The 21,521-nt window shown below is 71.3% G+C and carries 23 protein-coding genes; 9 read left to right on the top strand and 14 right to left on the bottom strand.

All coding sequences use genetic code 11. The features are described from left to right. Positions 1–8: 8 nt before the first annotated feature. The gene (locus tag J2S57_RS21790) at positions 9–785 is read left to right on the top strand and encodes an LLM class F420-dependent oxidoreductase (protein WP_370882497.1); all 777 of its coding nucleotides are present in this window, start codon (positions 9–11) and stop codon (positions 783–785) included. Positions 786–845: 60 nt separating this feature from the next. Here J2S57_RS21790 and J2S57_RS21785 read toward each other — a convergent pair whose 3' ends face one another. Together J2S57_RS21785 and J2S57_RS21780 are read right to left on the bottom strand one after the other, a co-directional pair. Beyond that, positions 846–1,487, bottom strand: a complete 642-nt coding sequence (locus J2S57_RS21785) for a class I SAM-dependent methyltransferase (RefSeq protein ID WP_307245936.1) — start codon at positions 1,485–1,487, stop codon at positions 846–848. Then, on the bottom strand, positions 1,484–2,443 hold the full coding sequence (locus tag J2S57_RS21780; RefSeq protein ID WP_307245934.1) for an NAD(P)/FAD-dependent oxidoreductase: 960 nt from the start codon (positions 2,441–2,443) through the stop codon (positions 1,484–1,486). Before J2S57_RS21780 ends, J2S57_RS21785 begins: the two co-directional genes overlap by 4 nt. Before the next feature lie 88 nt (positions 2,444–2,531). Between J2S57_RS21780 and J2S57_RS21775 the strand changes: the two genes are divergently transcribed. The 3 genes from J2S57_RS21775 to J2S57_RS21765 all read left to right on the top strand — a co-directional run bounded on the left by J2S57_RS21775 (position 2,532) and on the right by J2S57_RS21765 (position 5,122). Next, positions 2,532–3,137, top strand: coding sequence for a helix-turn-helix domain-containing protein (locus tag J2S57_RS21775; RefSeq protein ID WP_307245931.1), 606 nt, complete (start codon positions 2,532–2,534; stop codon positions 3,135–3,137). An 83-nt stretch (positions 3,138–3,220) separates the two neighbouring features. Continuing rightward, positions 3,221–4,465 (top strand): phosphoserine phosphatase SerB, encoded by a 1,245-nt coding sequence (gene serB / locus J2S57_RS21770; protein WP_307245929.1) that lies wholly within the window; start codon positions 3,221–3,223, stop codon positions 4,463–4,465. A 69-nt stretch (positions 4,466–4,534) separates the two neighbouring features. Continuing rightward, on the top strand, positions 4,535–5,122 hold the full coding sequence (locus J2S57_RS21765; RefSeq protein WP_307245927.1) for a SixA phosphatase family protein: 588 nt from the start codon (positions 4,535–4,537) through the stop codon (positions 5,120–5,122). 69 nt (positions 5,123–5,191) lie between these two features. On the opposite strand, the gene fabI is transcribed toward J2S57_RS21765, so the two are convergent. Both fabI and fabG read right to left on the bottom strand, forming a co-directional pair. Then, the gene (gene fabI, locus J2S57_RS21760) at positions 5,192–5,965 is read right to left on the bottom strand and encodes an enoyl-ACP reductase FabI (protein ID WP_307245925.1); all 774 of its coding nucleotides are present in this window, start codon (positions 5,963–5,965) and stop codon (positions 5,192–5,194) included. Positions 5,966–6,030: 65 nt separating this feature from the next. Next, a complete protein-coding gene (fabG, locus tag J2S57_RS21755) occupies positions 6,031–6,735 on the bottom strand; it encodes a 3-oxoacyl-[acyl-carrier-protein] reductase (protein ID WP_307245923.1) in 705 nt (234 codons plus the stop codon). A gap of 238 nt (positions 6,736–6,973) precedes the next feature. Between fabG and J2S57_RS21750 the strand changes: the two genes are divergently transcribed. The 3 genes from J2S57_RS21750 to J2S57_RS21740 are packed head-to-tail and all read left to right on the top strand — an operon-like array spanning position 6,974 to position 10,879. Next, on the top strand, positions 6,974–7,969 hold the full coding sequence (locus J2S57_RS21750) for a quinone oxidoreductase family protein (protein WP_370882496.1): 996 nt from the start codon (positions 6,974–6,976) through the stop codon (positions 7,967–7,969). Positions 7,970–7,988: 19 nt separating this feature from the next. Next, positions 7,989–9,497 (top strand): TldD/PmbA family protein, encoded by a 1,509-nt coding sequence (locus J2S57_RS21745; protein ID WP_307245919.1) that lies wholly within the window; start codon positions 7,989–7,991, stop codon positions 9,495–9,497. Beyond that, positions 9,494–10,879: a metallopeptidase TldD-related protein gene (locus J2S57_RS21740; protein WP_307245917.1), complete on the top strand. Its 1,386-nt coding sequence runs from the start codon at positions 9,494–9,496 to the stop codon at positions 10,877–10,879. The genes J2S57_RS21745 and J2S57_RS21740 overlap by 4 nt, the downstream gene beginning before the upstream one ends. A 76-nt stretch (positions 10,880–10,955) precedes the next feature. Here the strand turns inward: J2S57_RS21740 and J2S57_RS21735 are convergent, their stop codons facing one another. Then, the gene (locus J2S57_RS21735; protein WP_307245915.1) at positions 10,956–11,720 is read right to left on the bottom strand and encodes an SDR family oxidoreductase; all 765 of its coding nucleotides are present in this window, start codon (positions 11,718–11,720) and stop codon (positions 10,956–10,958) included. Between the two features lie 135 nt (positions 11,721–11,855). On the opposite strand from J2S57_RS21735, the gene J2S57_RS21730 reads away from it, so the two are divergent. Next, positions 11,856–12,710 (top strand): prephenate dehydratase, encoded by an 855-nt coding sequence (locus J2S57_RS21730; RefSeq protein ID WP_307245913.1) that lies wholly within the window; start codon positions 11,856–11,858, stop codon positions 12,708–12,710. A gap of 34 nt (positions 12,711–12,744) precedes the next feature. On the opposite strand, the gene J2S57_RS21725 is transcribed toward J2S57_RS21730, so the two are convergent. The 5 genes from J2S57_RS21725 to abc-f all read right to left on the bottom strand — a co-directional run bounded on the left by J2S57_RS21725 (position 12,745) and on the right by abc-f (position 17,009). Then, a complete protein-coding gene (locus tag J2S57_RS21725; RefSeq protein ID WP_307245911.1) occupies positions 12,745–13,755 on the bottom strand; it encodes an SURF1 family cytochrome oxidase biogenesis protein in 1,011 nt (336 codons plus the stop codon). Further along, positions 13,752–13,958 carry a hypothetical protein gene (locus tag J2S57_RS21720; protein ID WP_307245909.1) on the bottom strand — a complete coding sequence of 69 codons (207 nt, stop codon included), beginning with the start codon at positions 13,956–13,958 and terminating at the stop codon, positions 13,752–13,754. The genes J2S57_RS21725 and J2S57_RS21720 overlap by 4 nt, the downstream gene beginning before the upstream one ends. A 160-nt stretch (positions 13,959–14,118) precedes the next feature. Then, positions 14,119–14,742 (bottom strand): DUF3099 domain-containing protein, encoded by a 624-nt coding sequence (locus J2S57_RS21715; RefSeq protein ID WP_307245907.1) that lies wholly within the window; start codon positions 14,740–14,742, stop codon positions 14,119–14,121. Positions 14,743–14,948: 206 nt separating this feature from the next. After that, the gene (locus tag J2S57_RS21710; RefSeq protein WP_370882495.1) at positions 14,949–15,167 is read right to left on the bottom strand and encodes a helix-turn-helix domain-containing protein; all 219 of its coding nucleotides are present in this window, start codon (positions 15,165–15,167) and stop codon (positions 14,949–14,951) included. A 243-nt stretch (positions 15,168–15,410) separates the two neighbouring features. After that, positions 15,411–17,009 (bottom strand): ribosomal protection-like ABC-F family protein, encoded by a 1,599-nt coding sequence (gene abc-f, locus J2S57_RS21705; protein WP_307245905.1) that lies wholly within the window; start codon positions 17,007–17,009, stop codon positions 15,411–15,413. 146 nt (positions 17,010–17,155) lie between these two features. Between abc-f and ypfJ the strand changes: the two genes are divergently transcribed. Beyond that, a complete protein-coding gene (gene ypfJ / locus J2S57_RS21700; RefSeq protein WP_442358351.1) occupies positions 17,156–18,058 on the top strand; it encodes a KPN_02809 family neutral zinc metallopeptidase in 903 nt (300 codons plus the stop codon). Here the strand turns inward: ypfJ and J2S57_RS21695 are convergent. The 4 genes from J2S57_RS21695 to sufU all read right to left on the bottom strand — a co-directional run bounded on the left by J2S57_RS21695 (position 18,039) and on the right by sufU (position 21,521). Further along, positions 18,039–19,337 carry a GGDEF domain-containing protein gene (locus J2S57_RS21695; protein WP_307245902.1) on the bottom strand — a complete coding sequence of 433 codons (1,299 nt, stop codon included), beginning with the start codon at positions 19,335–19,337 and terminating at the stop codon, positions 18,039–18,041. The two genes, ypfJ and J2S57_RS21695, sit on opposite strands and share 20 nt — an antisense overlap. A gap of 3 nt (positions 19,338–19,340) precedes the next feature. Beyond that, entirely contained in the window at positions 19,341–20,576 is a 1,236-nt protein-coding gene (locus tag J2S57_RS21690) for a GGDEF domain-containing protein (RefSeq protein ID WP_307245900.1), read from the bottom strand. Between the two features lie 118 nt (positions 20,577–20,694). Next, a complete protein-coding gene (locus J2S57_RS21685; protein ID WP_307245898.1) occupies positions 20,695–21,042 on the bottom strand; it encodes a metal-sulfur cluster assembly factor in 348 nt (115 codons plus the stop codon). Then, positions 21,039–21,521, bottom strand: coding sequence for a Fe-S cluster assembly sulfur transfer protein SufU (sufU, locus tag J2S57_RS21680; RefSeq protein WP_307245896.1), 483 nt, complete (start codon positions 21,519–21,521; stop codon positions 21,039–21,041). Before sufU ends, J2S57_RS21685 begins: the two co-directional genes overlap by 4 nt.

The raw sequence follows: 21,521 nt of genomic DNA, 5'->3' as shown, positions 1-21,521 counted from the left end.
CGCCTACGATGCGAGGCGTGACCATTCGCATCGGTGTTCAGATCCAGCCCCAGCACGCGGACTACCGGGCCATCCGCCGCGCGGTGGCGGAGGCCGAGGAACTCGGCGTCGACATCGCGTTCAACTGGGACCACTTCTTCCCGCTCTACGGTGAGCCCGACGGTCAGCACTTCGAGTGCTGGACCATGCTCGGGGCCTGGGCCGAGGCGACGTCGCGCATCGAGATCGGCGCGCTCGTCACCTGCAACAGCTACCGCAACGCCGACCTGCTGGCCGACATGGCCCGCACCGTCGACCACATCTCGGACGGCCGGCTCATCCTCGGGATCGGGGCCGGCTGGTTCGAGCGCGACTACGACGAGTACGGCTACGACTTCGGCACCCCGGGCACCCGGCTGGCCGACCTGGAGCAGGCGCTGGCCCGCATCGAGGCGCGCTGGAAGAAGCTGAACCCGGCTCCCACGCGCGACATCCCGATCCTCATCGGCGGGGGCGGCGAGAAGAAGACGCTGCGCTACACGGCCCGGCACGCCGACATCTGGCACACCTTCGGCGACGTCGAGGTGCTGCGGCGCAAGAGCGCGATCCTCGACGAGTGGTGCGTCACCGAAGGCCGGCCGGCGTCGGCGATCCAGCGGTCGATCGGGGTGGGCGACTCCCCCGACGTGAGTGGCGAGGAGCTCGTGGCGGCCGGGGCCGGCCTGTTCACGATCGGCCTGACCGGCCCGACGTACGACTTCGGCCTGGTGAAGGAGTGGCTGGCGTTCCGGGACGCGCAGAACTAGGCACGTCCCGGCCGGACCGGGGCGGCGGACGGGTCCCCGATCCGGCCGGCGGCCCGGCGGTCAGCCGCGCCGGGCGCGGAAGATCGTGTCGTGGATGGTGATCTCCTCACCCTCCGGGTTCTTCGCCCGGCGGGGACGGGCGTCGGCGGTGATCACCTGCCAGCCGGTCAGGTCGAGGGCGGCGGTGATCTCACCGGCGGTCCAGAAGCCCTCGGGGATGTCCGGGCGGCCCATCGTGGTGTCCAGGTCGAGGGGGCTGTGCAGCACGATCAGCAGCTGGCCGCCCGGGGCCACGGCGGAGGCCAGGCGGCGGAACAGGGCTCGTCCGTCGTCGCCCGCCTGGTGCACGAAATGGCTGGTCACCAGGTCGTACTGGCCTCGTGGCGGCGTCCAGACCCGCAGGTCGCCGGGGACCCACTCGGTCAGGTGCCCCAGGCCGAGCCCGGCCGCGCGCTCGGCGTTCTTCTCCAGCACCCGTGTGGAGAAGTCGACGCCGGTCACCCTCCAGCCCTGCTCGGCCAGCCAGAACACGTCGCCGCCCTCGCCGCAGCCGGCGTCCAGCGCCGAGCCCGGCGTCAGGCCCGCGGTCTCGGCCACCAGCTGGGGGTTCACGTCGCCGCTGAAGATCGTTCCCTCGGCGGCGTACCGCTCCTCCCAGGCCGGGGCCTCGAACCAGACCCGGTGGTCCACCGCGTCGCTCATCGCCCGTCGCCCGCACGCCGCGCGGCGACCGCCCGGGCCACGTCCTCCTGGATCAGGTCGGCGTTGATCTGCGACCCGGCCATCAGCCCGGCGCCGGCCGAGATCACCACCTGGGCCGCCATCGACGCCACGTTGCCCGCCGCCCACACCCCCGGCACCGAGGTCTTGCCGAACGGGTCGGCCTTCACCGAGCTGCCGACCACCGCGCCGCCCATCTCGATCTCGTCCACCTCGAGCCCGAGTCCCGCGAGCCCGTCCACCCGCGCCGTGAACCGCGGCGCCACCACGAGCACCTCGCGCTCGACCACCTCGCCCGAGACGAGCCGCACCCCGCTCAGACCGGACGGGCCGGTGACCACCGCGTCCACCGTTCCCTCGACCACCCGCACCCCGAGGGCCGCCAGCTGCTCGTGGCTCTCCTGGCCGAACGCGGGCGCGGAGTGCTGGAAGACCACCACGTCGTCGGAGAGCTGACGGAACATCAGCGCCTGGTGCAGCGAGTTCGGGCCGGTCGCGAGCACCCCGATCGCCTGGCCCCGGTGCTCGTAGCCGTGGCAGTAGGGGCAGTGGATGACGTCCCGGCCCCAGCGCTGCGCCAGCCCCTCCACCTCGGGCAGCTCGTCCCGCAGCCCGGTCGCGACCAGCAGACGGCGCCCCTGAACGGTCTCGCCGCTCTCCAGCGTCACCTCGAAGGCGTCGTCCGTGCGGGTCGCCGACACCACGGTGCCCGGCAGCACCGAGCCGCCGTACCCGGCGAGCTCCTTGCGTCCGTCGGCCACCAGGTCGAGGGGCGAGGCACCCTCTCGGCCCAGGTAGTTGTGCATCGCGTCGGCAGGGGCGTTGCGCGGGTCGCCCGCGTCCACCACCAGCACCGACCGCAGCGAGCGGGCCAGGGCGACCGCCCCGCTCAGCCCGGCCGCTCCCCCACCGATGACCACGGCGTCGTACGTCTGCATGTCCTGCTCCTTCGTCGTCCGGTGCGTTCACGATGCGCCCCCGCTCGCGCTCTTGACAATCTTTGTTGCCAGAACGGCAAATGGAGCCATGAGCGACGAGGAAGACGACTGGCAGGACGTCCTGGAAGCGGTCGGCCCCCGGCTGCGGAGGCTGAGGCAGGAACGCGGATCGACCCTGGCCGAGCTGGCCGAGGAGACCGGGATCTCGGTCAGCACGCTGTCGCGGCTGGAGTCGGGGCAGCGCAGGCCCACGCTGGAGCTGCTGCTGCCGCTGGCCCGGGCCCATCAGGTGCCGCTCGACGAGCTGGTCGACGCGCCCCCGACCGGTGACCCCCGCATCCGGCCACGCAAGATCGAGCGGCACGGCGCGACCTACGTGCCGCTGAGCCGGCGGCCGGGCGGCCTGCAGGCCTACAAGATCATCTACCCGGCGCACTTCCCGGTGCACGGGCCCGCCCCCGACGAGCAGCGGGTGCACGAGGGCTACGACTGGATCTACGTGCTGAGCGGGCGGCTGCGGCTCGTGCTCGGCGAACACGACTTCGTGCTGGAGGCGGGTGAGGTGGCCGAGTTCGACACCCGCACCCCGCACTGGATGGGCAATCCGGACCCCACGCCCACCGAGGTGCTGGGGCTGTTCGGCCCTCAGGGTGAGCGGTTGCACGTGCGGGCCCGGCCGCGGCGGGCCGAGTGACGCACAGGGACCGGGCTCAATGGGATGAACTCCTCAGCAACGGAATGGTCTCATTCCGGCAACGCTCGACTAGATTCGGTGCCGTGACCCCGCAGCAGGACGTTCTGACCCCGGCCGTGCGGCTGCCCTCCGACGGCGCCCGCACCGTGCTCTTCACGCTGACCGGCCCCGACCGGCCCGGCGTGACCACCGCCGTCTTCGGTGTCCTGACCCGTTCCGGCGTCGAGGTTCTCGACGTCGAGCAGGTCGTGGTCCGCGGCCACCTGACCCTGGCCGTGCTGGTCACGGCGGGCGCCGACGAGCCCGGCATGATCGCCGAGGTGCGGCGCACCGGCAGCGATCTGGGCCTGACCGTGAGCGGTGAGCCCGGCACCGGCGACAACTCCCGGCGGCGCCGCAACCGGCTGGCCGTGACCATGCTCGGCGCTCCGCTGCTGCCCTCGGCGGTGGCCGGGGTGACCGGCCGGATCGCCGCGCACGGCGCGAACATCGACCGGATCCGGCGTATCTCGCGATATCCGGTCACCACGCTCGAACTCGACATCTCCGGCGGCGACGCCGAAGGGCTGCGCCGCGAGCTGGCCGCCGAGGCGATGGCGCACGGTGCCGACCTGGCCGTCAGCCCGGCCGGGCTGGCGCGGCGCGGGCGGCGCCTGGTGGTGATGGACGTCGACTCCACGCTGATTCAGGACGAGGTGATCGAGCTCCTGGCGGCCCACGCCGGGCCGGAGGTGGAGAAGAAGGTCGCCGAGGTGACCGAGCGGGCCATGCGCGGCGAGCTCGACTTCGCGGCCAGCCTGCACGAGCGGGTGGCGTGCCTGGCCGGGCTGCCCGAGAGCGTGCTCGACGACGTCTACCACGCGGTGCGCCTGACCCGCGGCGCCCGCACCCTGACCCGCACGCTGCGCCGCCTGGGCCTGACGCTGGGCGTGGTCTCGGGCGGGTTCATCGAGGTGGTCGAGCCGCTGGCCCGCGACCTCGGCATCCACCACGTGGCGGCGAACAAGCTCGAGATCGCCGACGGCCGGCTGACCGGCCGGGTGACCGGGCCGGTGGTCGACCGGGCCGCGAAAGCCGCGTCGCTGCGCCGTTTCGCCGAGCTGGAGGGCCTGCCGCTCTCGCGCACGGTGGCGATCGGTGACGGCGCCAACGACCTCGACATGCTGGCCACCGCCGGGCTCGGCATCGCGTTCTGCGCCAAGCCGGTGGTGCGCGAGCAGGCCGACGCCTCGGTCAACGTGCCCTATCTCGACGCCGTCCTGTACCTGCTCGGCATCCCCCGCTCCGAGATCGAGGACGCTGACGCCGCCGCCGAGCAGCCGTCCTGACCGTGAACACCCCTGAATCTCACCAGATCTGACCAGAGGAACCAGCAACAGCGTTCGGAGGGAACCGAAATGAGCACCGCACCCACCCGCAGGCTGATCATGGTCCGGCACGCCAAGGCGGAACAGCCGGCGCCGGGTCAGGCCGACGTGGACCGCGCACTGACCTCGCGCGGCCTGCTCGACGCCGGGGCCGGAGGGGCCGAACTGGCCCGGATCGCGCTGCCTTCCGTGGTGCTGTGCTCGACCTCCCGCCGCACCCGCCAGACCTGGCGCGCGGTGCTCGAGGGGCTGAGCGCCGAACTCGCCCTGACCACCGGGGATCTCGGGGCCGGGGCGGCCGCGCACCCCGAGGTGAAGTACGTGCCCGGGCTCTACCAGGCCGAGGTCTCCGACGTCGTCGAGACCGTGCGCCGGAGCGCGGGTTCCGCATCGGTGGTGGTGGTCGTCGGGCACGAGCCGACGATGTCCGAGGCCACTCTCGCACTGGCCGGTCCCGAGTCCGACGCCGAGGCCGTCAAGCACGTGAAGTCCGGCTTCCCGACCGCCGGCATCGCGGTGCTCGCGCTCGAGCGGGAGTGGGCCGATCTGGCTCCCGGCGACGGGCGGCTCGAGCAGTTCGTGGTGCCGCGGGCCGAGGGTGGCGGCTCGATCGGCTGAGTCCCGAAAACCCGATGGGGGACGTGGTGGTCGAGTCGACCACCACGTCCCCCGTCGGGTTTCGGAGACCTACGCGTTACCGGCGACGGCCTGGAAGCCGCCGTCCACGTAGACGATCGTGCCCGTGGTCGCCGGGAACCAGTCGCTCAGCAGCGCGACGCAGGCCTTGGCGGTGGGGACGGGGTTGCGCACGTCCCAGCCGAGCGGCGAGCGGGTCTGGAACAGCTCGTCGAACGCGTCGAAGCCCGGGATCGCCTTGGCCGCGGTGGTGCGCAGCGGACCGGCCGACACGATGTTGCTGCGGATGCCCTTCGAGCCCAGGTCGCGGGCCAGGTAGCGGGAGGTCGACTCCAGCGCGGACTTCGCGACGCCCATCCAGTCGTAGGTCGGCCAGGCGATGCGCGCGTCGAGGGTCAGGCCGACGACCGCGCCGCCCTCCTTCATCAGCGGCAGCGCGGCCACGGCCAGCGACTTGTAGCTGAAGGCCGAGATCTGCAGGGCGGTGGCGACGTCCTCCCACTCGGTCTTGAGGAAGTTGCCGCCCATCGCGGTCTGCGGCGCGAACCCGATCGAGTGCAGCACCCCGTCGAGGCTGTCGACGTGCTCGAGCACGCGCTCCGGCAGCTTCTCCAGGTCCTCGGTGCTGGTGACGTCGAGCTCGATCACCGGCGGCGTCTTCGGCAGGCGCTTGGCGATGGCCGCGGTCAGCTTCATCTGCCGGCCGAACGAGCTCAGCACGACCTCGGCGCCCTCCTCCTGGGCCACCTTCGCCGCGTGGAAGGCGATGGACGTGTCCATCAGCACACCCGTCACGAGCAGCTTCTTGCCCTCGAGCAGTCCCATTTTCGTGCCTGTTCCTCTCACATCACGTCACCCGTGGTTGGCGGGCGGAAGTCTTCTGGTGGGGCTCAGTGCCCCATGCCGATGCCGCCATCCACGGGGATGACGGCGCCGGTGATGTACGCGGCCTGCTCCGAGGCCAGGAAGCGCACGGTGGCGGCGATCTCGTCGACGTTGCCGAAACGCCCCGCCGGGATGCGGCTCAAATACTCGTCCCGCAGCTTCTCGGGCAGCGACGCCGTCATGTCGGTGTCGATGAAGCCCGGGGCCACCACGTTGGTGGTGATGCCGCGGCCGCCGATCTCACGGGTGATGGCGCGGGCCATGCCGACCAGGCCGGACTTGGTGGCCGCGTAGTTCACCTGACCGGGTGAGCCCATCAGGCCGACGACGCTGCCGACCAGGATGATGCGGCCCTTGCGGGCCTTGATCATCGACTTGCTGACGGCCCGCACACAGCGGAACGTGCCGCCCAGGTTGGTATCGACGACCGTGTCCCAGTCGTCGTCGCTCATCCGCATGAGCAGGGTGTCGCGGGTGACCCCGGCGTTGGCGACGAGCACCTCGATCGGGCCCTGGTCGGCCTCGACCTGGGCCACGGCGCTCTTCACCGACTCGGCGTCGGTGATCTCGCAGATGACGCCCTTCAGGCCGGCCGGCGGCTCGCCGCTGCGGTGGGTCACGGTGACGTTGTCGCCGTCCTCGGCCATCGCGCGGGCGATCGCCAGCCCGATCCCCCGGTTACCACCCGTCACCAGCACGCTGCGTGCCACAGTCAACCTTCCATCGGTGTTCAGAGCTCTCGGTCCGTGTCGTCCGGTCACCCGCACGCGCTCGGGAAGCGCCTGGTCCGGTCGCCGGACGGAATCCGACGAGTGACGTTATCCGACTCCGGAACCACGACGCACCAGCGCACCGGTGGCAAAGATCGGACGGGAAATCTGTCGGAACCGTACAAGTACTTGGTGGCGGGACTCACGGACGACCTGCGAAAGGGAGTAGGTTCACGGCGTGCGAGCTGTACAGATAACCGAGTTCGGTGGTCCCGAGGTACTGAGGGTGACCGACCTCGACGAGCCCACGCCGGGCGAGGGCGAACTGCTGGTCGAGGTCGACTCGGCGGGTGTGAACTATGCCGACACCCACCAGACCGAGGACTCCTACCTGGTGCGGCAGACCCTGCCGTTCGTGCCCGGCAGCGAGGTGGTCGGCCGGGTCGTCAGCGGTGGCGGCCTCGAGCCCGGCACCCGTGTGCTGGGCCTGACCATGAGCGGCGGCGGGTACGCCGAGCGGGCCGTGGTGCGCTCCGAGCTGGCCTTCCCGCTGAAGGACGACCTGACCGACGCCCAGGCGCTCGGCCTGCTGGTGCACGGCACCACGGCCTGGCACCTGCTGCGCCGCAGCGCCGAGCTGCACCCGGGCGAGACCGTGGTGGTGCACTCGGCCGCCGGTGGCGTGGGCAGCGTGGCCGTGCAGCTGGCCCGGGCCTGGGGCGCGGGCCGCATCATCGCGACCGCCTCCGGCGAGGCCAAGCTCGAGCTGGCCCGGTCGCTGGGCGCGCACGAGGCCATCGACATCTCCGGCCTCACGAGCGCCGACGAGGTGAAGGACGCGCTGCTCGCCGCGGGCGGCGGGCAGGGTCCCGACGTGGTGCTCGAGATGACCGGTGGGCACGTCTTCGACGGCTCACTGGCCGCCATGCGCCCCCTGGGCCGGATCGCGGTGTTCGGGATGGCCTCGAAGACCGACCCGGCGCCGGTGCGGGTGCAGAAGCTGATGAAGAAGTCGCTCACCCTGACCGGTTTCTGGCTGCCCCACGCCGTGGCCCAGCCGGGTCTGCTCGAGGGCGCGCTCGAGGAGCTGCGCTCGATGGTGCGGGCCGGGGTGCTCAAGCCGGTGGTCGGTGGGACGTATCCCCTGGCCGAGGCGGCGCGGGCGCACGAGGATCTCCGCAGTCGCCGCAGCACCGGCAAGCTCGTGCTCGACGTGTCCGGAAAAGGTCTGTAGCTCTTCGAGGAGTCGTTGAATGACGGGGCAGATCGACGCCGATTTCCTGGCTCTGCCGCTGGAGACACTCGCCGACGCCGCTCTGCAGCACGCCCGCACGGCCGGTGGCGCTGCCCTGCAGCACGCCGACCTGCGGGTGCAGCGCATGCGCACCGGGTCGATGCACCTGCGTGACGCGCGGCTGTCGTCGAGTTCGGACGTGGTGTCGGCCGGGCTGGCGGTGCGGGTGCTGCTCGACGGGGTCTGGGGTTTCGCCGCCACCGACGAGCTCACCCCGGCCGCCGCGGTGGCCACGGCCGGGCGGGCGCTCGAGGTGGCCCGGATCTCCCGGCCGCTGATGGCCGAGCGGGTCGAGCTGGCGCCGGAACCGGTGCACACGGCGACCTGGGTGTCGTCGTACGAAACCGACCCCTTCGACGTGCCGGTGGCCGACCGGGCGCGGCACCTCGCCGCCTGGTCGTCGCAGCTGCTGGCGGCCGACGGGGTCGACCACTGTGACGCGATGGTGAACCTGGCCAAGGAGCAGAAGTTCTACGCCGATCTGGCGGGCACGGTCACCCGGCAGCAGCGGGTGCTGATCGAGCCGGAGATCACCGTGGTGGCGATCGCGGCCGACGGCCCGGAGTCGATGCGCACGCTGGCCCCGCCGGTGGCGCGCGGCTGGGAGTACCTGAACGGCACCGGCTGGGACTGGACGACCGAGATCGCCTCCCTGCCCGGGCTCCTCGCCGAGCGGGTGGCGGCCCCGACGGTCACCGCGGGCGACTACGACCTGGTGATCGACCCGACCAACCTGTGGCTGACGATCCACGAGTCGGTCGGCCACGCCACCGAGCTCGACCGGTCGCTGGGCTACGAGGCGGCCTACGCCGGCACCAGTTTCGCGACGCTCGAGGGCGTCGGGTCGTTCCGTTACGGCAGCGAGCTGATGAACGTCACGGCCGACCGCACGGTCGAGCACGGCGGCGCCACCACCGGTTTCGACGACGAGGGGGTGGCCACCCGCTCGTGGGACCTGGTCTCGAAGGGTGTGCTGGCCGGGTTCCAGCTCGACCGGGCGATGGCCGCACGCTGCGGCCTCCCCGCCTCGAACGGCTGCGCCTACGCGGACTCGGCCCTGAACGTGCCGGTGCAGCGGATGGCGAACGTGAGCCTGGCGGCCTCTTCCCAGGACGTCTCCACCGACGACCTGATCTCCGGCGTGGACGACGGGCTCTACGTGGTCGGCGACAAGTCGTGGTCGATCGACATGCAGCGCTACAACTTCCAGTTCACGGCGCAGCGCTTCTACCGGATCCGGGGCGGCAGGCTCGCCGGCCAGGTCAAGGACGCCGCGTACCAGGGCTCCACGCCGTCGTTCTGGGGGTCTCTCACCGGACTGGGCGGGTCTTCCTCCTCCTACCTGGGTGGCGCGTCGAACTGCGGCAAGGCCCAGCCCGGGCAGTCCGCCTGGGTCAGTCACGGCGCCCCGGCCACGCTCTTCGAACAGGTCAAGGTGCTGAACACGCGAAGCGAGGGGGGCCGGTGAGCACTGCATCCGAACTGGTGGAGATCGCCCTGGGCGCCGTGCCCGCGGACCTCGGTGCGGCCGTGCTGGTCTCCGAGACCTCGACGGTCAACCTGCGCTGGGCCCTGAGCGGCCTGACCACCAACGGGCTGACCTCCGCACGCACGGTCACGGTGATCGTCGGAGCCCCGGTCAGCGGCGGCACCGGCGCCGGGGTACTGAGCCGTTCCGGGCTGGACGCCGCCGGGGTGCGCACCCTGGTGGCCGACACCGTGGCGCTCGCCCGGGCGGCCGAACCGGCCGAGGACGCGGCCCCTTTCGCCACCGGTGACGAACTGCCGGGGTTCGCCGACCCGGGGGCCGAGACCGGGGCGTCCACCCTGGGCGGGGTCGCCGAGGCCCTCGGCGAGGTGTTCGGGCGCTCGCGGGCGCAGAACCGGGAGTCGTTCGGGTTCGCCCTGCACGAGGTGGTCACCACCTGGCTGGGCACCAGCGGCGGCCTGCGCTACCGGCACGAGCAGCCCCGCGGCACCATCGAGCTCACCGGAAAGGCCGGTGCGCGAAGCCGTTCCGCGTACGTCGCGGGCGCCACGCGCGACTTCAGCGACGTCGACGTGCTGGCCCTGGACGACGAGATCGCCACCCGGCTGCGCTGGCAGGAACGCACCGTGGCGCTCGAGCCGGGCCGCTACACCACCGTGCTGCCGCCGACCTCGGTGGCCGACCTGATGATCTACCTGCTGTGGTCGGCCGACGCGCGCACCGCGCACGAGGGCCGCAGCGTGTTCTCGAAACCGGGCGGCGGCACCCGGGTCGGCGAGAAGATCACCGGCAGCCCGCTGAGCCTGCTCAGCGACCCCTTCCACCCCGGACTGGGCTGTGCCGACCGGGTTCTCACCACGTCGTCCTCGCCGATGGCCTCGGTGTTCGACAACGGCCTGCCCTCCCCCGCGGCGGCCTGGCTGGACTCCGGCACGATCAGCGCCCTGCCCAGCAGCCGGCACACCGCGAGCCTGACCGGCCTGCCGGTGACGCCCGCCGCGGAGAATCTGGTGCTGACCGGGACCGACGGCACCGGCTCGACGATGGACCTGCTGGAGGGCGTCGAGCACGGGCTGCTGCTGAGCTCGATGTGGTACATCCGCGAGGTCGAGGCGCAGACCCTGCTGCTGACCGGGCTCACCCGCGACGGCGTCTACGTGGTGGAGAACGGCGAGGTCGTCGGCGCCACCACGAATTTCCGGTACAACGAGAGCCCGGTCGACCTGCTGTCGCGGGTCGAGGCGTACGGGGCGACGGAGGTGTGCCTGAGTCGCGAGTGGGGTGAGTGGTTCACCCGGACGGCGATGCCGGCGCTGCGGATCACGGACTTCAACATGTCGACGGTGGCCGAGGGCGCCTGACGCGCCCCGACCCCGTCGGGTGACCACCGCGTCCGTCATGGAGCTTTCGGACGCGGTGGACCCGAACCCCGGTGACCTACAACCCGTGGGAGAGACCACCGTCGACGGAGAGCATCGTGCCGGTGACGAAACTCGCGGCGGGTGACAGCAGGAACACGGCGGGCCGCGCGAACTCCAGCGGCTCGCCGTAACGCCCCAGCGGGATGCGGGACTCCTGCTGGCGGCGGGCCTCCTCGGGGCGGCCACCGGCGGCGTCGAGCGTGCGCACCCGGTCGGTGTCGATACGGCCCGGCAGGATGCCGTTGACCCGGACGTTGCGCTCGCCCAGCTCGTTGGCCAGAGACTTGGCCGCCATCGCGAGCCCCGGCCGCAGGCCGTTCGACAGCGCCAGCCCGGCGATCGGCTCCTTCACCGAGGTGGAGAGCACGAGCACCACCGAACCGCCCTCACGCGAGGACAGTTTGCCGATCGTGCGGGCCAGCCGCAGCGGGCCCAGGAAGGTCTCCTCGAACGACAGGCGCCAGGCGCCGTCGTCGAGGTCCATCACCGTGCCGGCGGGCGGACCGCCGACACTGATGAGCCCGCCGTCGAGCCGCCCGTAGCGCGCGATCGCGGCGGCGACCAGGCAGGTCTCGATGCCCGGCTCCCCGATGTCACCGGGCACGGCGATCGCCCGTTCGGACCCGCCCAGCGAGGCGGCCGTGGCCTTCAGCTCCTCCTCGTTGCGCGAGCACAGCACCAGCCGGGCCCCCTCCGCCGCCAGCAGTTCCGCGCAGGCCCGGCCGAGTCCCCTCGACGCCCCCGTGACGACGTACACCCGGTCCGACAGACCCAGATCCATCACTGTTCCGTTCTTCGCGCCCCGTTGACCACTCATCGTGACTGGACGATCACTCTAGAGCGCGGGGCCGGGCGAATCCCGCGACGCGGGTCGTCCGATCGGACCGAACTCTCACCTGGCATCATTTGGCGGGTGATGACCCGTACCCGTCGGATCGCGTTCCAGGGTGAACTGGGCGCGAACTCGCACATTGCCTGCCGCGACGTCTATCCCGACTACGACCCGGTGCCGTTCCGCACCTTCGAGGAGTGCTTCGGCGCGCTCGAGGACGGCACGGCCGACCTGGCGATGATCCCCGTCGAGAACTCCACCGCGGGCCGGGTGGCGGACATCCACTACCTGCTGCCCCAGTCGAAGGTGCACATCGTCGGGGAGTACTTCCTGCCGGTGCGCCACCAGCTGCTCGGTGTGCCCGGTGCCCGGGTGGAGGCGATCAAGAGCGCCCGCAGCCACCCGCAGGCCCTCGACCAGTGCCGCAACGCGCTGCGCGAGCTCGGCATCGTGCCGGTCGTGACGGCCGACACGGCCGGCAGCGCCCGCGAGATCGCCGAGCTGGGCGACCCGACCGTGGCCTCGATCGCCTCCCGGCTGGCGGCGGAGGTCTACGGGCTGGAGATCCTGCGTGAGGACTTCGAGGACGAGGCGCACAACACCACGCGTTTCATCATCCTCTCGCCCGAGAACCTGCGCGCGGCGGCCGGAGTCGGGCCGATCGTGACGACCTTCGTGTTCGGCGTGCGCAACATCCCGGCCGCGCTCTACAAGGGGCTGGGCGGTTTCGCCACGAACGGCGTGAACATGACGAAGCTGGAGAGCTACATGGTGGGTGGGCAGTTCACCGCCACACAGTTCCTCGCCGACATCGACGGGCACCCCGACGAGCCGCACGTGGCGCGGGCGTTCGAGGAGCTCAGCTTCTTCGCCGAGGTGCGCATGCTCGGGGTGTACCGGGCCAGCCCGTTCCGCGAGCAGCAGCGGCCGGGGGTCTAGGCCCTGCTTCGTCTCCGGCGGGAGCCCTTCGGCCTCAGCGGTAGGTGGCTCCGGTGAGGGTCACCGGGCCGTCGTCCTCCTCGTCGTCCTCGCCGTCGCCGTCGCCGTCGCCGTCCTCGCCGTCACGACGGCGCACCTCCCGCACCAGGGCGACGGCGAAGAGGATGTAGGCGACGATCGCGAATCCGTCCCACTGCACCGAGTACGACAGGTTGATGCCGATGCCGGGGTCGGGCTCCTCGGCGCCCTCCGGGGTGTCGGCGGCCGCCGGGTCCTCGCTCACCAGGGCGCCGAAGGCACCCACCACCCGCTCGTCGGCCAGGCCGGTCGCGGTCGCCAGCGCGGCCACGTTCAGCCGCACGGCCTGGCCCTCGGGCGCGGTGCGACTGGAGAGCGGCTCGCTGGGCCGCAGCCGGGAGACCACGGTGACCTCGCCGGTGGGAGCGGCGGGGACGCTGTCGGGTCTGGACGCGTCGTTCGTGCCGGCGGGGATCCAGCCGCGGTCGACGAAGAACACGCTGCCGTCGGTGGTGCGCAGCGGGACGACGACCTCGTAGCCGTTCTGGGCGTTGCTGCCGCCCGCGCTGAGCGAACCGGCCTGGCCGATCTGGTCGTGCGGGCGGTTGCGGATGAGCACGGTCTGCTCGGGCAGGTACTCGCCCTTCACCGTGACCGGGCGGTACTCCAGGGTTTTCGGCAGGGTGGCCCCGGCCTGCTGCTCGGCCGGGGGGATCAGCTCGGCCAGCGGCACCGGGGCGGCGTGGTAGTTGGCCTTGACCACGTTGTTGCGCTCGGAGCGGGCCTCGTGGCGGTGGAACTGCCAGCGGCCCAGGAACACGAAGACGACCGAGAGCACCACGATGCCGACGAGAGCGAGGAGCCAGCCGCGTTCGCGGAGCAGGGCCAGGGCGGCCTTGGTGGTGCTCCAGGCGCTGCGGCGGGTGACGGTGGCCGCTGAGGGGTCAGGGCCGTCGTAGTCCTCGGGATCGCCGGTGCCCTCAGAACCTCCGGTCCCGGTGGGGCCTGCTGCCGATTCGACGCTCATCCCAGCTCCTGCGTGCTCACCGTGTCCTTGAGGAAGCCCCTCAGGCTGAGGAACTCCTCAAGGTGTTCCCGGTGGTCGTCACAGGCCACCCAGATCTTGCGCCGCTCCGGCGTGTGCAGCTTGGGGTTGTTCCACCGCAGGGCCCAGACCGCGGGCCGTCGGCATCCCCGGGCGCTGCACGTGGGGTCTTGCCGCTCTGTCACGCAGGACAGTCTGCCAAAAGGCGAACGCCGGGCGGCCACGGGGGATGCCGCCCGGCGTTCATTTGCGCGGCCCGACGGGGGATGCAGGCCGCGCTCAACAAGTATGACACGGATCGGTGTCAGTCTGACCCACCAATCAGGACGGCCATTCGGATGATGCTCACTTCGGCCGTTCGGTCGCCTGTTCGAATCGCCGGGCCGAATCCGCCTCGAAACGCGCGGAGTCGGGGCCCGGCGCCCTGAAACCCGGCTCAAAATAATCCGAATCGGACTTTTCTTCTCGAACGGGGCGCTGCGGCGGATGAATCGTGATCTCGACGTCGTCGTCGAGCCGGGTGGGCGGCTCGGCCGCGGGCAGCGAGCGCTTCGCCTGCGGGGTGATCGGGGCCGGCCCCGGGCCGCCGCGCTGCCGGTCGACGGCGTTGGCCATGACGACGGCGACATAGGGAAGGATGACCGCACCGATGGCGAAGATCCACCAGGACCAGTGCCCCCACCGCGCGTGCACGACGATCGCCAGGATCACGCAGAGCACGCGCACGGACATCGAGATCAGGTACCGGCGGATGCGGATGTCGAGATCGTCGGAGTGCGGCGTGAGCGCTCCGGTGATGCTGTGGACGGGCTGGGGCTCGCGGCCGCGGGAACGCCGGTCGGTGTCCTGGTCAGCCCGTGAGGGAGAGGTCTGGCGTTCTGGGCCCGCGGACCCGGGCGCCCGCTCCCCCGCGCGATCCGGCTCGGGTGCGCCGGTCGTCTTCGATTGGGGCTTTCCGCCACTGTCCACGCGACAACCGTACGCCTGTGGGCAGGGATGACCAGTTGCGGGTGAACCACCGCCCAAAGCCGCGTTTGATCACGCGGTGCGGTTCACGAATTCGCGGGCCGGACTCGCCGACGGCCCGGGGGCGCAGGTGGTGCGACGCACCCCCGGCCGTCGGCAACACTAGGGACTCCTCCTGAGTCCGGCCAATGGCAGGGCGACGAAGGCGGTCAGGCCTGCTTCGCCTTGCCCCGGGTAGCACCACCCCGGCCTCGGAGCTGGACCTCGTTCTCCGTGAGGATGCGGTGCACGAAACCGTAGGATCGGCCCGTCTCCTCCGCCAGGGCACGAATACTCGCGCCTGACGTGTACTTCTTCTTGAGCTCGCCTGCCAGCTTCGAACGATCGGTGCCCGTGATCCGGGCTCCCTTCTTAACACTCTCGGCCACGAATCCTCCTCGAACGTGTGTCGTTCTTCGACCATGGTGATCTCGAGTCGTGCATCCGGCCACTCGACGCGACACGCAAAGTGACTCGCCGGGCATTCCTTTCATGGCCGGGCAGTCCCGATCAAGCCCACCCACCGGTAACCGAATCCGGCCGTACGGTGGCACGATTCGCCGTCGGGAACGATCTTCACCGCGAATTCCTGCGCCTTTGCCCAGGATCCGAAGGATTACCCGCGAGGAAAGTCAGGCCAGGGTGACCAGGTCGAGATACGACTTGTTCCAGAGATCCTCTTCCCCGTCAGGCAGCAGAACCACCCGTTCGGGGTTCAGCGCCTCGACGGCGCCCTCGTCGTGGGTGACCAGGATGATGGCGCCCTCGTAACGCCGCAGGGCGTCGAGGACCTCCTCACGGCTGGCCGGGTCGAGGTTGTTGGTGGGCTCGTCGAGCAGCAGCACGTTGGCGCCGGAGACGACCAGCGTGGCGAGCGCCAGGCGGGTCTTCTCACCGCCGGAGAGCACCCCGGCGGGCTTCTCGGCGTCGTCGCCGCCGAAGAGGAACGAGCCGAGCACCGTGCGCACCTGGGTGTCGGTGAGGTCGGGGGACGCCGAGCGCATGTTCTCGAGGACGGTGCGCTCGGTGTCGAGGGTCTCGTGCTCCTGCGCGTAGTAGCCCAGGCGCACGCCGTGCCCGGGCCGGATCTCGCCGGTGTCGGGCTTCTCGATGCCGCCGAGCATGCGCAGCAGGGTGGTCTTGCCGGCGCCGTTGAGGCCCAGGACGACGACGCGGGACCCGCGGTCGATGGCCAGCGAGACGTCGGTGAAGATCTCCAGGCTGCCGTAGGACTTGCTGAGCCCCTCGGCCATCAGCGGGGTCTTGCCGCAGGGGGCCGGCTGCGGGAAGCGCAGCTTGGCCACCTTGTCGGCCTGACGGGTCTCTTCCAGGCCGGACAGCAGCTTCTCGGCGCGCTTGGCCATGTTCTGCGCGGCGGTGGCCTTGGTGGCCTTGGCGCGCATCTTGTCGGCCTGCTGCATCAGCACCGAGGCCTTCTTCTCGGCGTTCTGGCGCTCGCGCCGGCGGCGCTTCTCGTCGGTCTCGCGGGCCTCGAGGTACTTCTTCCAGCCGACGTTGTAGACGTCGATCGCGGCCCGGTTGGCGTCGAGGTGGTAGACCTGGTTGACCACTTCCTCCAGCAGCTCGACGTCGTGACTGATCACGATCAGACCGCCGTTCCAGACCCGCAGGAAGTCGCGCAGCCAGGCGATGGAGTCGGCGTCGAGGTGGTTGGTGGGCTCGTCGAGCAGCAGCGTGTCGGAGCCGGAGAAGAGGATGCGGGCCAGCTCGACGCGGCGGCGCTGACCACCCGAGAGGGTGCCCAGCGGCTGCTCCAGCACCCGGTCGGGCAGGCTCAGGCTGGCGCAGATGGTGGCCGCCTCGCTCTCGGCCGCGTAGCCGCCGCCGGCCACGAACTCGGCCTCCAGACGGGAGTAGCGCTCCATCGCGGCGTCACGCGTCTCGTCGACCACGCTGGCCATCTGGCCCTCGGTCTCGCGCATGCGGCGGATGACGTCGTCGAGGTTGCGGGCGCTCAGCACCCGGTCGCGGGCCAGGATCGACAGGTCGGCGGTGCGCGGGTCCTGCGGCAGGTAACCGACGTTGCCGCTGCGGGAGACCGTGCCGGCGGCGGGCTGCGCCTCCCCGGCCAGGACCTTGGTCAGGGTGGTCTTGCCGGCACCGTTACGGCCGACCAGGCCGACGCGCTGACCGGGGCCGACGCGGAAGGTGGCGTTCTCGACGAGCAGACGGGAGCCGGCACGCAGCTCTACACCGTTGGCGACGATCATGGGTGGGTAACGCTCCTGCGAGATGTCTCGGACTGGGCGCCCGGTGTGCAGCAGCAGTCGAACCGGACCAAAGGTGGTGGCAGCATTCTACGCGGGCCCGGGGACGAGCCCGTTCACAGCGGTGACGACAGGGGTGCGCGGTGGGTATCGAGTTCGACGACGACCGGGTGGACGTGGGCGGCGTGGACGACCGCCGCGGGATGGGCCTGGGCACCGGTGGCCTGGCGATCGGTGGTGGTGCGGGAGTCATCGGCGTGGTGATCTACCTGGTCATGACCTTCCTCGGCGGTGATCCGGGCGGGGGTGGCTTCACCCAGCTGGGCGCGGGCAGCGCCAGCAGCACCGGCAAGCAGGAGTCGCGGCAGGAGCTCAGCGACCGCTGCAACTCCGACGGGGCGCTCGATCAGTACACCGACTGCCGGCTGATCAAGGTCTACGACATCGCGGACACCACCTGGGAGGACGAGTTCTCGCAGCGCGGTCTCGACTATCACGCGCCCACGCTGGTGTTCTTCGACGACGCGGTGAGCACCGGCTGCGGCCAGGCCTCCTCGGCGGTGGGCCCGTTCTACTGCCCGGCCGGTGAGGAGATCTACCTCGACCTGGACTTCCTCGACCAGCTCCAGGAGGAGTACGGCGCCGAGGGCGAGTTCGCGCAGGCGTACATCCTGGCCCACGAGTACGGGCACCACCTGCAGACGCTGCTGGGTACCGAGCAGCAGGTGCGCCAGGCCCAGCAGAGCAACCCCGAGGCGGAGAACGAGTACTCGGTCGCGATGGAGCTGCAGGCCGACTGTTACGCCGGCGTCTGGAGCAAGCTGGCCGACCAGGCCAAGAGCGGCATCGACCTGACCCAGGCCAACATCGCCGAGGCGCAGAAGGCCGCGCAGGCGGTGGGTGACGACCGGATCCAGAGCAGGTCCGGGGGCGAGGTCGACCAGGACTCCTGGACCCACGGCTCGGCGGAGCAGCGCAAGAAGTGGTTCACCACCGGCTACTCGGCCGGAGACATCGACCAATGCGACACGTTCAGCTCGATGGGGCTCTAGGCGAGGGCGCCTCGCCCCGGCGCGGCTGCGGCGGCTTGCCCGCCAGGAGACGGTTCAGCCGCTCGTCGTCGGTGCCCGTGGTCGCCAGCATCTCCGGGGTGAACACGGCCACCCGGTTCCGGCCGCCCTCCTTGGCCCGGTACAGCGCCACGTCGGCGAACTCGACGAGCTGCTCGCCGTCGGCCCTGCCGTCGTCGACCGCCACGCCCAGGCTCGAGCTGACCCGCACCGAGCGCCCGTCGAGCGCGAACGGCTCGGCCAGCACCCGGCGCACCCGCTCGGCCACCCCGGCGGCGTTCTGCGAGGTGAGCACCACGAACTCGTCGCCGCCGAGCCGGGTCAGCACGTCGGCGCCGCGCAGCACGGCGGTGACGCGCTCCCCCACCTGCACGAGCAGGTCGTCGCCGGCGCCGTGCCCGAGCGTGTCGTTGATGATCTTGAACCGGTCGAGGTCGAAGTAGATGACGCCCAGGCGCCGCCCGGTCTCCCGGCTCAGCGCCAGCGAACTCGTCAGGTGCTCGAAGAACAGCGTGCGGTTGGGCAGACCGGTCAGCGGGTCGCGGGTGGCCTGGTGCGCCAGCTCGGCGTTGGCCTCGGACAGGCGCAGGTTGGCCCGTTCCACCGCCTCCCGCTCGGTGCGCAGCTCGTCGGCCAGCAGGTGGTTCTGCCGGGCCAGCAGCCGCGCCCCGGCCACCTGCTGGTAGCCGTAACGGGTCAGCGGCATCGCCCCGAACCCGCCGAACGCGACCAGGGCCACCAGCCCCCAGTTGCCCTGCGAGGCGAACCCGGTGACGCCCGCGACCACGATGCCGGCGTGATAGGCCAGGTAGGCCCCCGGGGTGGCGCAGCAGAACAGCAGGTTCGCGGCGTTCGCGAGCACCAGCGTCGCCATCGCCACGGCGAACAGCTCGGCCTGGCCCTCGCCGGGCCGCACGAACACGCAGACACTCCCCCACAGCGTGCCGGTCACGCCCTGGATCACCGTGAAGCGACGCCGCAGCGGATCGACGGGACGCCCCGCCCGCGCCGGGCGGCAGACCCAGATCGGCACCACGACGTGGAAGACGGCCAGCCAGGCCAGCAGCCCGAGCGTCCAGGCCAGGACCTCGCCCGTCCGCAGGCCGGTCGCCCACAGCACCCCGTCCGCCGTCGCGAGCAGCCCGTACCCGAGCAGGTTGCTCAGCCGCGCCGCCTCCGCCGACTGCACCAGAAGCTCCCTGCGCACGACGTCGTCCACGTCCGGGTCCGGCGCCCGGAGCATCCCCCAGATGTCCTGCACGGTCTAGGACTCGACACCCGGCTGCAGCCAGTTGAGTTCCGGCGCGTAGAGCGCCACCCGGTTCCGGCCCTGCTGCTTGGCCCGGTACAGCGCCATGTCGGCCCGTTCGACCAGGTCCTCGGCGCCCAGGCCGGTCTCGTCGATCGCCACCCCGAGGCTGCCCGAGATGGTCACCGGATTGCCGGACAGGTCGAACGGCACGGCCAGCACCTCCCGGATCCGCTCGGCCACCTCGGTCGCCACCTGCGAGCCGGGCCCGGACTCGTAGTCGTGCGTCAGCACCACGAACTCGTCGCCACCGAGCCGGGCCAGCACGTCCGGGCTGCGCAGCACCGCGCTGGTGCGCTCGGCGACCTGGATCAGCAGGTCGTCGCCGGCGCCGTGCCCGAGGGTGTCGTTGATGGCTTTGAACCGGTCGAGGTCGAAGTAGACGACGGCCACCGGGGTGCCGTTGCGCCGCCCGTGCCGCATCGAGCGCACCAGGTGGTCGAAGAACAGGCTGCGGTTGGGCAGGCGGGTGAGCGGGTCGCGGGTCGCCTGGTGCCGCAGCTCGGTATTGGCCTCGGAGAGCTCCAGGTTGATCCGCTCCACGGCCTCCCGTTCGGCGCGCAGGTCCTCGGCCAGCAGGGCGTTCTGCCGCGCCACCAGCCGCGAGCGCGCCACCTGCTGGTACATGTAACGGGCGAGGGGGAAGGCGGCCAGCACGGTCAGCGCGTTCAGGGCCGCGACCGCGCCCTCACCGTGCCGGAGGAGGCCGGCCGAGCCGACGGTCAGCGCCGCCAGGTGGAAACCCAGCCAGGGCAGCGGGGTCGCGGAACTGAAGACCACGTTGGCCGCCACCGCCAGGGTGGTCACGGAACATGAGACCGACACGATCGCGGTGCGGTCGTCCACCGGCGTCACCAGAACCGGGAGCAGGCCCCAGACGGTGCCGCCCAGGGTCTGGGCCACGGTGAAGATCCGCAGGCGCTCGCGGTAGTCGCCGCGCCCCCGCACCACGAACCGGCCGACCGCCGCGACGTACAGGAGCATCACGAGCAGAACCAGGGCGGTCCAGGTACCGATCTCACGCCCCGAGGCGCCGCTGGCCGTCATCGCCGCCAGCACGATCACCGACAGCGGCAGCCCGAGCAGGCTGCTCAGCCGGGAGGCCTGCGCCGACTGCACCAGCAGGCCGTCCCGGACGACGTCGTCCAGCACCGGGTTGGGTGCTGCCACGAGCCGCCAGATGTCCTGCACCCAGCCTTATTCGTCCCTTTGGGGCCCGGCATTGAATGTGAGGCGCGTCCTGCCCCTGCTGGAGGACGCAGGACAGCCCCGGTGCGGTCGGGGCACCGGGGCTGTCGGACGGGTTCGGCTACAGGTTGAAACCGAGCGCCCGCAGCTGCTCGCGGCCGTCGTCGGTGATCTTGTCCGGACCCCACGGCGGCATCCAGACCCAGTTGATGGCCATGCCCTTGACCAGCGGGTCGAGGGCGGCCTGGGCCTGGTCCTCGATGACGTCGGTCAGCGGGCAGGCCGCCGACGTGAGCGTCATGTCGATCGTGGCGTGGTTGTTCTGGTCGATCTGGATGCCGTAGACCAGGCCCAGGTCGACGACGTTGATGCCCAGCTCGGGGTCGACGACGTCGCGCAGGGCCTCCTCGACATCGGCCACGTCCGCGGGGACGTCGGCCGGGCTGGTGTCCACTGCCTGGTCGCTCATGAATTGTCCTTTGCTGTCGGTCGTGCGGCCTCGATACGCAGCAACGCGTCCTCGAACGCCGTCCATCCCAGGATCGCGCACTTCACGCGATTCGCGTGCCGGCTGACCCCGGCGAAGGCCACGGCGTCGCCGAGCACCTCTTCGTCGGGCTCGCCCTCGCCACGGCTGCGGAGCATGGTGCGGTAGTCGGCGAGGATGGCGCGGGCCTCGTCGACGGGCTTGCCGGTGATCAGGTCGTGCATCACCGAGGTGGCGGCCTGGCTGATCGAGCAGCCGTCGCCGGTCCACTCCACGACCCGCACGTCGTGATCGCCCAGCGTGATCTGCACGGTGACCTCGTCACCGCAGAGCGGGTTGTACTGGTGGCTGCGGGCGGTGCCGCTCGCCGGGTCGGCGTCACCGGTCAGCTCGGCGCGACCGTGCTTCTCCTTGGAGTGATCCAGGATCACCTGCTGGTAGAGAGCTTCGAGAGAGGACAA

It is taken from the genome of Kineosporia succinea, from assembly GCF_030811555.1.
GTDB lineage: Bacteria > Actinomycetota > Actinomycetes > Actinomycetales > Kineosporiaceae > Kineosporia > Kineosporia succinea.
Note: the sequence above shows the minus strand (reverse complement) of the source record. Positions and strands in the feature narration are given on the sequence as shown.